Origin of the sequence: Phyllobacterium sp. (assembly GCF_037994425.1) — a bacterium.
GTDB lineage: Bacteria > Pseudomonadota > Alphaproteobacteria > Rhizobiales > Rhizobiaceae > Phyllobacterium.
Map to the genome: position 1 here is coordinate 12,905 of NZ_JBBNAM010000134.1, position 13,522 is coordinate 26,426.

The following is a 13,522-nucleotide window of genomic DNA, read 5'->3' on the forward strand; positions in this document are numbered from 1 at the left end:
GATGAACGACAAAGCGGAGATCGGGGCGGCTGAGCGCTATTTCGGCGCCATCCGCTCTGCGCTCGATGGGCTCGGCATCTTCTTAAACCAACAGGACTCCCCGCTGTACAAGCATGATCTTGTTGCCCAGACCGTGGCACAGTATCTGCAGCGGCTCGGTGCCTCGTTCGACTGCTGGCGCAACCGGGTCGGATTTGCCGAACGGTTTCGCATATCGCGGGCCGACAGTGGCTTCCCGGTTTTCCAGAATGTTCTTGAGCTCGAGAACGACAAGAAGGACGCAAAGGCCCGGCTCGCCGCCATTCCTCCAGCGGAGGCGTTACGCGGGGAGATGGCTGATTTCATACTGCGCAATCGCGACTTTCCCCATGACCTGCAGCGCTCGATGGCGGAGCGCATCTATCTCGAGACGGTCGAAAGAGGCGAGGTCTTCTCCCCGTTCCTTTTACCCGAGACCATCCGTGTTTCGGTCAATCCGAAGACAAACCGGCCGTTCTACGTCGTGCATTGGGGCGTGTTTGACGGGGCTTCCAATCTCCCCCTCGTCTATATGGCCGTCATCGAAGATTCCTCGGAGGATATGGTGGAAACGCTGGTAGGCAAGGACGGCAAGCTGAGCACAGCGGTAAAGATACCGCTGCCGGTTGGCGGGTTGCTCAATCCGAACCTGGCGCGCCGCTTCGACGACTTTGCTGCAAAGAATTCGGCCTATTCGCTGTCGCCGGTGACAATCGCAACGAGCCTTGACGAGGATTTTCCGGAACTCCACCCCAAACAACTACGCCGGTTTGTACTCGGCCCGTTCTACACTGCGGGGATTACGGAGCACAATCAGAAGGTCGCCGATGTGCTCGGAAGCGTACGCAGGCCTGAGGATGCGTGGCTCCTCACCTGGACATTGCAAGAGGTGTTTTCCGTGGCCGAGAAGCCCGGCAAACGCGGGCTATGGTCTTCGGAGCCAGCGCGCGAGGAATTTCACATCAACACGGATGATCTTGAAGCCACACGTCAGGGCGTAAGCCATTACGAACAGCATGCACTGGTGCCACATGAGGCCTATCAGGCGCTTTACGCTGCGGGCGAGGCATCGCGTATCTTCACGGGGTTTCAGACGCATATTCTGTCCAACGGTCAGGTAATAAGCGGCGTCTGAAGGGAGACGGTGATGGACATAGGACTGACGACCATTGGCGAACAGGATATTGCCCGACATCTCGCGGTGGCGCAGGCAATGGTGACGCGTTTCGTCTCGCTCGAAGCGGGCGATGCGAAATCCGGCACCGAAATCGCCGGCACCGGCCGGCGCTTCGTTCCAACGATTTCGACCGGGGCCTTGCGCAAGACGCGCGAAGTGGAATTGGCAAAGACCATCCATCTGGAGCGCCCGGACGACCAGATGCTATCGATAGCACAGCATAACCTGTTGTTTCGGGCACGCCGCGGTGTGGCAGTCGCACTTGCGGTTGCCGATATATTCGGGCGTCAAAGTGATCTTGAGAGCCTTGCGGCGCGCAATGCGTTTGCGCCGCTCCAAGGCGAAGACGCGGGGCATTTCAAGCGGCTTTTGTCAGCTGCAGCTTACGTAGCCGCTTTCTCCCTTTCGGCCTATCTCGCACAATTTATTGAATCGGATGCAGAACCCGCCAACGATGTTGCCGAGCCCGACTTCAACTTCGACACGGCGCAGGACGCGTTGAAATCTGTCGTCGCAGGACTGGACCGGGCGATCGCCGGCGCCAGCGACGAACAGGCGATGCTGGGACGGGCAAAGGCGCTGGCTGCCCTTTCAATAGAAGGTCTGCTGCGCCGCAGAGCGCGCTTCGATGGCCTCGGCTCTTTCGAGGATACGCATCTGCGGCTCGACAGCGACGATTTCACGCTGGACGGCTTCGATGTGGCGCCGTCAAAGAAGCGTACACCCCTGGTGATGACCTTCAAGAAGCCGAATGAGGTTGTCGGCAATCACATCGCCAAATTCCAGGCGCTGAAACTCTCGAAGATGTTGATGGCCTATGATTTCGATCGCCAGCTTAACCCCTTTGTCGAGCTTGGCGGATTTCTTTTCACTTTCATCGGCGATGGCGCACCCGGGACTGGCAAGACGACACTGATCCAAATGATCGCCGGCCTCGTCAATGATTATTGCCAGGTCGCCGGCTACCCGTTCCACTACGAGAATTTCGGCGTCGACCAGATCTCGTCCTACCAGGGTAAGTCCGGTCAGAACTGCAAGCAGTTCGTAACGAATGTGCTCAATCCGCGCGTCATCGGTTTCGGTACGATCGATGACATCGATCAGGTGGCCGCAAAGCGTTCGGACGACCGGGCGTCTTCCGGCCAGCACGAGATCACCGGCGTCCTGATGGAAGCCTTCTCTGGAGCCTCGACTGTCGTGCGCGGCAATTGTGCGTTCGGTATGTTCTCCAACTATCCCGAGAACGTCGATGATGCGCTGCGCCAGCGCGCTGGGGCGCGATGGCTGGTGGATGGTCCGCAGTCACGCGACGACTACATCGACATTTTTGCGCTGCTCGCCGGCAAGAATCACAAAATTCCGTTGGGCGACCATAAGCTTTTCGCAGCGCAACAGATCGAGCGGGCGGTCGAGAGCGCCTACGATCAATTGTCGAAACCGCAGGAAGACGGACTGCGCGGGGTCTATGATCGCTTCATCGCGGAGAACGGCGAGCCGAAGACGCTCGCAGACGTCGGCACCTATCTCCATATGATCAAGGAACGCGAGCCACGGTTTACCGGCCGGGCCATCAAGAACGTGACCGATGCCATCAAGATGCGGGCGATGGATGTCGAATTGCCGGATGAATGGTTCGAAAAGCCTGAGACCTTCATGCACAAGGGCTATGACGACAAGAAGGCCATGATCGAGGAATTGCGCAAGCCTTTCACCATGGAAATGGTGCTGCAGGAAACGAACCGATATGCGGATTCCGAATTCCGCTACGCCGACAAGTCGGACGATGCTGCTGTCGACAAATTGGTTCGCGATGCGCGGTTGCGGGAACGGGCGGTGCGAGAAGTTGAATCGCTGAAGGCCAACGGGCAGTGGGACGTCTGATGGAACTGCTCTACGAAAACGAACTGATCTACGGCCGCCTGCTGACGATCGACCAGCCGCATTTGATCGAGCGCTATAATCGGGCGCTCACGGCGTTCGGATACAGCGGGACGGAGCTCAAGCAGTTCAATATCGATCGGACCGGCTTCTCGCCGGAAATTGCCGAAGAATTGAAGGACCTATCCTATCTCGATCCCAACGGCGTCAATCGCCGCTTCATCATTCTGACCCCGGCGCAGGCGGACCTGCCTGTGGTCCACACGCAGTTTTCCAATACATCGCAACTGATGTACGAATTCTTTTCCAGCAACGCCCGCGCCATCAATGCGTTGACGATCAAGGATGTGCTCTACGGCGAGATCGAAGACTCTGTGTCCGTCGTCAATGACATCGAGGACCTCTTGTCGATCAATCAGGTCGAATTCCGCGTGCTCTCGGCGCAGAACGTCATGGGGCAGGCGGCCGAACTGCGGCTGCTTGTCGACCGCCTGCAAAGCGAACCGGATGCCTGGCGGGACGATGGGCTGATCAATCGCATGGTGGAACTTGCCAAGGTCACCGGCGACATCCGTGAGAATTCGTTGGTGCCCGACAAGGTAATCTTCCGCCATCGCGCCTATTGGACCAGCCACTTTGGCGGCACCTACGTTTTCGTCGATGAAAATACGACGACCGTGATTGGCGATCCTTCGGCGCCCGGCTTTCGTCGCTCGCGCCCCTGGCAGGTCAACTACATTTCCATTCAGGATGCCGAACAGGTTTTCCAGTTTCTCGCAGCCACCTCACGCGTTGAACTGCCGCGTGCCTCCTGGATCGAACAATCCGGATATCTGGAAAATCGTGGCGAAATGATCATCCGCCACCTCATTCAGACGTTCGAGCCTGATCGAGACCTGCGTAATATCGATCATATCTGGCTGCAGACCTGGATCCATGCCAACGCCGCCTCGATCAATCACGAGGGGACCTGGCCCTTTCTCAATGCCGCCAAGCGCGAGATCGGGCAGACCGGACAGCTCAACCTGGCCGAGATCGAGCCGAAGCGCCGTTTTCTCGTCGTGCGCGCGGCACCGCGCCACCCCGACGCGTGGCTGGTCAACCAACTGATCAGTGATTTCGTCCCTTGGGATTTCCTCTCGCGCTACGTGTTCAACAAGCCGGGTTTCTATGCCGATTACGAGACCTGGAAACCAGCCTATCAGGAGCATGTCGTCGACATCCTCAAGTCGAAGTATCTCAAGGACAAGGAAGGGTTGCGGAAGAAGATGTACGGTTTGGGGTAATCCGGTGGACGGCGCTAGCCGCCTCGGCTTATTCGCAGTGCGACATTGTCCACACTCTCGAAACAGCTTATGTGAGAAAGCAGGCAGGGGCTGCACAAACGGCTCTATGGACTTGAACAGTAACGAGGAAACAGGATGCTCGAGCCCGTGATCAATTTTTTCAGCCGTTTGTTTTACTATATCGGGCGCGGGATCGGTTTCCTGATCGGCATCATCCTCTGGCCGTTCATGTGGATCGGCAGCTGGTATGGCCGGCGTGGCCTCGTCCTCAAAGCCGTCCTCGGGCTTCTGGTGCTGGTCTGGGCCGGCCTCTACGCATACTTCTTCTACAACACGCAGGTTTGGACCAATTTCAATCCCGACTATGTGAACGTCTACGATTTCAAGAGCCGCAACGTACCGGCGGGCGAGCCCGTGGCGCAGGCTGCCGCGACTGGAGCCAAGACCTGCGCGCGTTCGGCCATTGTCGAGGTCACGGCGGATCTTGCCGATTTCAACGTCAACCAGAATGGCTGGATATCCTCCATGCTGCTCTACAAGCTCGGCCTCTTCGGCAAGGATTGGGACGATACACCGTTCATGGACAACAAGGCGTCGTTCCAGCGCGGCATCAACAATGCGGTGCGGCGCACCGCCGTCGAGCTAGTCGATACGCTCGGCCGCGTGCGTGGCACCTCGCAGATCGATGCCGACCTGCAGAAGGCGCGCGGCAACCTGCAGTTCGCCGAGGATTCATGGTATTTCGGCCTGAACCCGTTCGGGCCCAAGACCCCGACGCCGAGCTACTATCGCTCGGCCGTCCGCGACCTGCGCACGTTTAATGCCAAGCTTGAGAACTGCAACGCCATCTTCGACGCGCGCGCCGACAATCTCATCCAGTTCATCGACCGGATCGCCAATGACATCGGCGGGACCTCGGCCATTCTCAAGGACAGGTCGGAAAACAACAATTACGGCTGGTTCGACTTCCGCGCCGACGACCGCTTCTGGTTCGCCTACGGCCAGCTCTATGCCTATTACGGGCTGATGAACGCGGCGCAGGTCGATTTCAATCAGGTGCTGCAGGAAAAGCACCTGACCCAGCTCTGGGATGGTATGGATGGCCAGCTACGCTCGGCGCTCAATATCAAGCCATGGATCATCGCCAACGGCAGTGAAGGCGGTTGGCTTCTGCCGAACCATCTGACCACGATGGGCTTTTATATCCTGCGCGTGCGGTCGAACCTTATCGACATCAAGCAGGTGCTGCAGCAATAGCTGCAGCAGTAGCTGCAGCAGTAGCATGACGTAGCTCGTTGACGGCTCAGACGGGTAGGGCTGACGATTCCTTCACCTCTTCCATGACGGCATAGGTGTGCGTTTCGCGCACCCCTGGGAGCGAGAGAAGGGCGTCCGAGAGGAAACGCCGGTAGTGCTCCATGTCGGCGACCCGCGCCTTGATCAAGTAGTCGAAGCCGCCGGCGACCATGTGGCACTCCATCACATCGGGATTCCTGCGCGTCGCGGCAGCGAAGGTGGCAAATACGTCCGGGGTCGTGCGGTCGAGCTTGATTTCCACAAAGACCAGCATTGCGCGGTCAAGCTTTTTGGGCGACAATTTCGCCGTGTAGCCGAGGATATATCCGTCGCGGGTAAGGCGCTTGACCCGCTCTGTCGTGGCGGTTTGCGAGAGGCTGATGCGCTCGGAAAGTTCGGTGTTGGACAAGCGGCCGTCCTTCTGCAGCTCGCGCAGGATCCTGCGATCCAGGCTATCCAGATTCTTCATCACTAAAATATACCCCATTCTTGGTTTTTTTCATCAAATCACTCACGCTCATTGGTGAGAATAACCAAGTAGAATAGATTATATGGGAAAAATCAATAAGGGGATCCTGATGACCGTTCAAACGCCTGCGACCAATGTTTTTTCCGCGCCTTACGCCGTCGACGATCAGGAACTCGTCGCCAACCTTCTGAAGACGATCGCGCTTCCTGAGGACGTGAACCGCCGTATCGATGCACGCGCCAGCAAATATATCGCGACGATCCGCAAGGAGGCGAAGGGGATTGGCGGCGTTGAGGATTTCCTGCGCGAATACGGCCTGTCGACGCGCGAGGGCTTGGCGCTGATGGTGCTTGCCGAAGCGCTGCTGCGCGTGCCCGATGCGGCTACGCAGGACAAGCTCATCGAAGACAAGCTCAAGCAGGGCCATTGGTCGGAGCATGAGCCGAGTGGCGATACGTGGTTCGTCTCGGCCTCCGCCTGGGCGCTTGGTCTCTCGGCCAAGGTCATCAGGCCGGGCGAGACGCCGGAAGGCGTGATTTCGTCACTGGTCAAGCGGATCGGCCTTCCGACGGTACGCACCGCCACCAAGCAGGCCATGCGCTATCTCGGTCATCATTTTGTTCTCGGCGAAACCATCAAGGACGCCCTCAAGCGCGCCAGCACGAACGAGGCCAAGGGGTATCGTCATTCTTTCGACATGCTGGGCGAGGGTGCCCGCACCCGCAAGGATGCCCGCGGCTATTTCAAGTCCTATTCGGATGCGATTGAGGCCATCGGCCGTGCGACCGGCAACAAGAAGCTCCCTGACCGCATGGGCATTTCGGTCAAGCTTTCCGCCTTGCATCCGCGCTATCTCGCCACCCATCACGACCAAGTCATGGCCGAACTTGTGCCAGACCTGCTCGCGCTGGCGCAAAAGGCGAAATCCTATGATCTCAATTTCACCGTCGATGCCGAAGAAGCCGATCGGCTCGAGCTTTCGCTCGACGTCATCGACCGGGTTTTCGGCGATCCCTCACTTGATGGTTGGGACGGTTTTGGGCTCGCTATCCAGGCCTATCAGAAGCGGGCTCTCGACGTGATCGAGCATGTCGATCGGCTCGCGGCCCGGCATGGCCGCAAGATGATGGTGCGGCTGGTGAAGGGCGCTTACTGGGACACTGAGGTCAAGCGTGCACAAGAGCGCGGGCTGGCCGACTATCCGGTGTTTACGCGCAAACCTGCGACGGACGCGTCTTACCTCGCCTGCGCCAAGCGTATGCTCGCGGCGCGGCCGCGGCTCTTTCCGCAATTTGCAACCCACAATGCACTGACAGTAGCAATGATCCTGGAAATGGCCGGTGACGACAAGACCGGTTTCGAATTCCAGCGCCTGCATGGCATGGGCGAAAGCCTCTACAAGCAAATCACGGAGAAGGGCGACAAGATCGCCTGCCGTATTTATGCTCCAGTCGGTGGCTACCGCGATCTTCTCGCCTATCTGGTGCGCCGCCTTTTGGAGAACGGAGCGAACTCCTCATTCGTCTCGGTTGTGGGCGACAATGACATTCCGATTGCTGATCTGCTCGTCCGTCCCGCAGAGAAACTGAACGACGGCCGGGGCTACAGGCATCCAAACATCCCGCTGCCATCGAAGATCTATGGCAAGCGCGCCAATTCCGCCGGCGTCGAACTTGGGGCGCGCACGGAACTGGCGGCGCTGCTCGGCGGCATAGCCAAGGCGTCGCGGACTGTAAACGCCGTCCCTTTGCTCGATGCCGTGAAGCCCTCGGGCAAACCACAGGAAGTGATCTCGCCGGTCAATGGATCCAAGGTTGGCTCCGTCGTATTCGCTACGGCAGATGAGGCCGGAAAAGCGGTTGCGATTGCCCGCAAGGGCTTCTCAGCATGGTCGCGGGTTTCGGTCGATGCGCGCGCGAAGACGCTCGAAAAAGCTGCCGACCTTCTTGAAGGCAATCGGGATCACCTGCTCGATCTTCTCTCGCGCGAAGCGGGCAAGACGGTCGATGATGGTATTGCCGAAATTAGAGAGGCGGTCGATTTCTGCCGCTACTATGCCGCCGAGGCGCGCCGTCAATTCGGCGCTGACAAGGTCATGCCCGGGCCGACCGGGGAAGACAACAAGCTCCGCCATCGCGGTCGGGGTGCATTCGTTTGCATCAGTCCCTGGAATTTCCCCTTGGCGATCTTCCTTGGACAGGTAACGGCGGCGCTTGCTGCCGGCAATACGGTCGTTGCCAAGCCAGCCGAGCAGACCCCACTCGTTGCCTATGAGGCGGTTCGGATTCTGCACGAAGCCGGGGTGCCGAAAGATGCGGTGCTTTATGTGCCCGGCGATGGTTCGGTCGGGGCGGCATTGACTTCGCATGCCGAAATTGCAGGCGTTGCGTTTACGGGCTCGACCGATACGGCCTGGGCCATCAACCGTGCCCTTGCTGCGAAGAAGGGGCCGATCGTTCCTTTGATCGCCGAAACGGGCGGCCTCAATGCCATGATCGTCGACGCGACGGCGCTGTCCGAGCAGGTAACCGACGATGTGGTGATGTCGGCCTTCCGTTCGGCCGGCCAGCGGTGCTCGGCGCTGCGAATCCTTTATCTCCAGGAGGACATCGCCGACAATATGCTTGAAATGATCGAAGGCGCTGCGAAGGAGCTCACCGTGGGCGATCCCTCATTGCCCTCCACGGATATCGGGCCCATCATCGATGATGCCCAGCGTGACATGCTGCGCGATCATATCTCGGCGATGCGCAAGAGCCAGAAAGTGCACTATGCCGGCGAGGCACCGAATGAAGGTCTGTTCTTCGCCCCGCATATTGTCGAACTCGACCGCCCGGAAGCGCTGGAGCGCGAGGTCTTCGGCCCCGTCCTGCACGTGGTTCGCTGGAAGGCTAAGGATCTCGATAAAGTTATCGATCAGATCGCATCGACCGGCTACGGACTCACGTTCGGTTTGCACACCCGTATCGAAGCGACTGTCAACAAGGTTGTGGACCGGCTCGACATCGGCAACGTCTATGTCAACCGCAACACGATCGGCGCCGTCGTCGGCACGCAGCCCTTCGGCGGCTCCGGACTTTCCGGTACCGGCCCGAAGGCAGGCGGTCCGGCTTACCTTGCGCGCTTTGCCCTCGAACAGGTGGTTTCGGTCAATACGGCTGCCGCTGGTGGTAATGCCAGCCTGATCGCAATGGGCGAATAGGAAACGGCCACGACATCGCAACAGGGGATAGTCCTATCTGACTATCCCCATTTTCGTCCCGGAATGCTATTTGATTGGTAGCAATATGGGGGGAATGCGATGACGGTCGTCAAATCCGATATTGAGATTGCACGAACTGCGGCGAAAAAGCCCATCCTGGAGATCGGCGCGAAGGTCGGCATTCCACCCGAGCATCTCGCTCCTTACGGCTATGACAAGGCGAAGCTTTCGGCCGAGTTCATCCACTCAAAACGCGACGGCAAGAATGGCAAGCTCATCCTCGTAACCGCCGTCAGCCCAACGCCAGCCGGCGAAGGCAAGACTACGACGACGGTCGGGCTCGGCGACGGTTTGAACCGGGTCGGCAAGAAGGCCATCGTCTGCATTCGCGAGGCTTCGCTCGGCCCTTGTTTTGGCACCAAGGGCGGTGCCGCCGGCGGCGGCTATGCGCAGGTTATTCCTATGGAAGACATAAACCTGCATTTTACCGGTGATTTTCACGCAGTGACTGCCGCACATAATCTGCTCGCGGCGATGATCGACAATCATGTCTACTGGGGCAACGAGCTCAATCTCGATACGCGCCGCATTACCTGGCGGCGAGTAATGGACATGAATGACCGAGCCTTGCGCGATATTACCTCATCGCTCGGCGGGGTCGCCAACGGCTTTCCGCGCGAGTCGGGCTTCGATATCACAGTCGCTTCGGAGGTCATGGCCGTCCTTTGCCTTGCCACCGACCTCGCTGATCTCGAGCAACGGTTTGGCGAGATCATCATTGGCTACCGCTTCAACAAGACGCCCGTCTATGCCCGGGACCTCAAGGCCGACAAGGCGATGGCGGTGCTTCTCAAGGACGCAATGCAGCCCAATCTGGTGCAGACCCTGGAGAACAACCCCGCCTTCGTCCATGGCGGCCCGTTTGCCAACATCGCGCATGGCTGCAACTCGGTCGTCGCGACCACGACGGCGCTGAAACTTGCCGATTACGTCGTGACCGAGGCAGGTTTTGGCGCCGATCTCGGTGCGGAGAAGTTTTTCGACATCAAGTGTCGCAAGGCCGGATTGAAACCCGCAGCGGCCGTTATTGTCGCGACCGTTCGGGCAATGAAAATGCATGGGGGCATAGCCAAGGAAGATCTTGGCCGGGAAAATGTTGCCGCGGTCAAGGCTGGGTGCGCCAATCTCGGGCGACATATGGAAAACGTCAGACAATTCGGCGTTCCCGTCGTTGTTGCCATCAACCATTTCACTGCCGATACGCAAGGCGAGATTGACGCGCTCAAGGCATTTGTCGCTGCGCATGGCGCCGAAGCGATCCTTTGCAGGCACTGGGCTGAGGGCTCGGCCGGCATCGAGGAACTCGCGCACAAGGTCGTTACCCTCGCGGAGAGCGGCTCAGGGCAGTTCTCCCCGCTCTATGAGGATGAACTGCCGCTATTCGAAAAGATCGAAACTATTGTCAAACGGATCTACCGAGGCGCCGAGGCCGATGCGGATTCGAGCGTGCGCGAGCAACTCAAACAATGGGAGGAGGCCGGATATGGCAACCTGCCGGTGTGCATGGCCAAGACCCAATACTCCTTCTCGACCAATCCGCACCTGCGTGGTGCTCCCGTCAATCATGTCGTGCATGTGCGCGAAGTACGCCTGGCCGCCGGGGCCGGCTTCATCGTGGCGATCTGCGGTGAGATCATGACCATGCCGGGACTGCCGAAATCGCCTTCCGCCGAACGGATTCATCTCAACGAAGACGGACTGATCGAGGGGCTCTTCTGACAATCGGCGAGAGACGGCGCGTTTTTGCTGTTGCAAGCCGCCTCGGCTGCCGCTAACAATCAGCACATGAATACGCGCGTTAACAAAACTGGTTGGTGGTGGCTCCGCTTCTAGCGGCCGCACAGCCTTTTGCATGCGTAAAGGGAACAGGGCCGCAACGGGTTTTCCGGGCGGCCTTTTTATTTATCGCCAGAAGCCCCCAAGGCCAGATGCAACGAGACGGAGAAGAAGATGCATAGAATTGAGGGCGACGTCGAAATCTTCGACACCAAAGGCGGAATAACGATTTCCCGTTTGCGCATTGGAACGGCCTATGCCAGCGCCATCGACAGCTACGTGGATGCGTTGGATGAGCGCCGCGGTGCTGTCTTCTCGTCCAACTATGAATATCCGGGGCGCTATACGCGCTGGGATACGGCTATTGTCGATCCACCGGTGGTCATCACGTCGAATGGGCGCCATATGACCATCGAAGCACTGAACAAGCGCGGGGAAGTCCTTCTCGTTCCCATTCGTCAAACCGTTGCCTCGCTGGAGGAAGTCTCTACCGTTGCAACGAGTGCGACGAAAATTGACCTGGAGATCGCGCTGCCGAGCCGGCCATTTACGGAAGAGGAGCGCTCCCGCGTTCCATCGGTCTTTACCGTGCTGCGCGCAATTGTTCATCTGTTCTTCACCGAGGACGATGCAAGCCTTGGGCTTTACGGCGCCTTCGGCTACGATCTTGCCTTCCAGTTCGATCCCGTACAATTCAAGCTGAAACGACCCGACGACCAGCGCGATATCGTGCTTTACCTCCCGGATGAAATACTGGTTGTCGATCATCATGCGGCCAAGGCGTGGCTCGACCGTTACGAGTATGCTTTCAACGGCTTGTCGACTGAAGGCCTGCCACGCGAAACGGAGGCAATGCCGTTCAAGCCCACCGACAAGATTCCGGGCCGCGGCGATCACAATCCGGGCGACTATGCCCAGTTGGTGAAGAAAGCCAAGGAAAGCTTCAAACGCGGTGACCTTTTCGAGGTGGTCCCGGGCCAGACATTCTACGAACGTTGCGAAACGGCACCGTCTGTAATTTCGCGCCGGCTGAAGGCCATTAACCCATCGCCCTATTCATTCTACATCAATCTCGGCGACAACGAGTATCTCGTTGGGGCTTCGCCGGAAATGTTCGTGCGTGTCGTTGGCCGTCGCATCGAGACGTGCCCGATATCGGGCACGATCAAGCGAGGCGAGGACGCAATCGCCGACTCTGAACAGATCATCAAGCTTCTCAACTCGAAGAAGGATGAGTCCGAGTTGACCATGTGTTCGGATGTCGATCGTAACGACAAGAGCCGTGTGTGCGAGCCGGGGTCGGTCCGCGTCATCGGTCGTCGCCAGATCGAGATGTACTCGCGACTGATCCACACCGTCGATCACATCGAGGGGCGTCTGCGCGAAGACATGGACGCCTTCGACGGGTTCCTCTCGCATGCTTGGGCCGTCACTGTTACCGGCGCGCCGAAACTCTGGGCGATGCGTTTCATCGAAGAAAATGAGCGTAGCCCGCGCGCCTGGTATGGCGGCGCCATCGGCATGGTCAATTTCAATGGTGACATGAATACGGGCCTGACGCTGCGTACCATTCGCATCAAGGATGGCATTGCGCAGGTTCGCGCCGGCGCAACCCTGCTTTTCGATTCGATCCCGGAAGAGGAGGAGGCCGAGACCGAACTCAAGGCGTCAGCGATGATCGCCGCCGTGCGGGATGCTCACAAGAGCAATGTCCTCACCGAGGAGCGTGCCGTCGCGCGTGTCGGCGAGGGCCTGCAGATACTTCTCGTCGATCACGAGGATTCTTTCGTCCACACGCTGGCGAATTATTTCCGCCAGACCGGGGCTACCGTAACCACGGTCCGCACGCCAGTGCCGGATGAAATCTTCGACCGGATCAAGCCTGATTTGATCGTCCTGTCACCGGGACCGGGCACACCCGAGGATTTCGACTGCAAGGCCACGATCAAGAGGGCGCGCAAGCGCGATCTGCCGATTTTCGGCGTCTGTCTCGGCCTTCAGGCCCTTGCCGAGGCGTATGGCGGGTCGCTGCGGCAACTCCACGTTCCAATGCACGGCAAGCCTTCGCGTATTCGCATCACCAAGCAGGGCAAGGTGTTCTCCGGCCTGCCGAAGGAAGTGACGGTTGGGCGCTATCACTCGATCTTCGCCGATCCAGTACGTCTCCCCGATGAATTCATCGTTACGGCGGAGACGGAGGATGGCGTCATCATGGCATTCGAACATAAGAGCGAACCGATCGCGGCGGTGCAGTTCCATCCGGAATCCATCATGACACTCGGACACAATGCTGGTATGCGCATGATCGAAAACGTCGTCGCTCACTTGCCGCGACGTGCCAAGGAACGCGCTGCCTGACA

At 58.7% G+C, this 13,522-nt stretch carries 8 protein-coding genes; 7 read left to right on the forward strand and 1 reads right to left on the reverse strand.

From position 1 onward, the window contains the following. Position 1 precedes the first annotated feature (1 nt). From AAAB35_RS09680 to AAAB35_RS09695, 4 genes are all read left to right on the forward strand, one after another. Positions 2-1,153, forward strand: a complete 1,152-nt coding sequence (locus AAAB35_RS09680; RefSeq protein WP_340668072.1) for a hypothetical protein — start codon at positions 2-4, stop codon at positions 1,151-1,153. A gap of 12 nt (positions 1,154-1,165) precedes the next feature. After that, positions 1,166-3,076: an AAA family ATPase gene (locus tag AAAB35_RS09685; RefSeq protein ID WP_340668073.1), complete on the forward strand. Its 1,911-nt coding sequence runs from the start codon at positions 1,166-1,168 to the stop codon at positions 3,074-3,076. Beyond that, a complete protein-coding gene (locus AAAB35_RS09690; protein WP_340668074.1) occupies positions 3,076-4,359 on the forward strand; it encodes a DUF6638 family protein in 1,284 nt (427 codons plus the stop codon). The genes AAAB35_RS09685 and AAAB35_RS09690 overlap by 1 nt, the downstream gene beginning before the upstream one ends. A gap of 135 nt (positions 4,360-4,494) precedes the next feature. Continuing rightward, positions 4,495-5,616 (forward strand): DUF2333 family protein, encoded by a 1,122-nt coding sequence (locus AAAB35_RS09695; RefSeq protein WP_340668075.1) that lies wholly within the window; start codon positions 4,495-4,497, stop codon positions 5,614-5,616. Positions 5,617-5,662: 46 nt separating this feature from the next. On the opposite strand, the gene AAAB35_RS09700 is transcribed toward AAAB35_RS09695, so the two are convergent. Further along, on the reverse strand, positions 5,663-6,124 hold the full coding sequence (locus AAAB35_RS09700; RefSeq protein WP_027233468.1) for an Lrp/AsnC ligand binding domain-containing protein: 462 nt from the start codon (positions 6,122-6,124) through the stop codon (positions 5,663-5,665). Positions 6,125-6,233: 109 nt separating this feature from the next. Here AAAB35_RS09700 and putA point away from each other — a divergent pair, with 109 nt between their 5' ends. From putA to AAAB35_RS09715, 3 genes are all read left to right on the forward strand, one after another. Next, positions 6,234-9,326: a bifunctional proline dehydrogenase/L-glutamate gamma-semialdehyde dehydrogenase PutA gene (gene putA, locus AAAB35_RS09705; RefSeq protein WP_340668076.1), complete on the forward strand. Its 3,093-nt coding sequence runs from the start codon at positions 6,234-6,236 to the stop codon at positions 9,324-9,326. A 99-nt stretch (positions 9,327-9,425) separates the two neighbouring features. Continuing rightward, positions 9,426-11,105 (forward strand): formate--tetrahydrofolate ligase, encoded by a 1,680-nt coding sequence (locus AAAB35_RS09710; protein WP_340668077.1) that lies wholly within the window; start codon positions 9,426-9,428, stop codon positions 11,103-11,105. Between the two features lie 231 nt (positions 11,106-11,336). Further along, the gene (locus AAAB35_RS09715) at positions 11,337-13,520 is read left to right on the forward strand and encodes an anthranilate synthase (protein WP_340668078.1); all 2,184 of its coding nucleotides are present in this window, start codon (positions 11,337-11,339) and stop codon (positions 13,518-13,520) included. Positions 13,521-13,522: the final 2 nt, after the last annotated feature.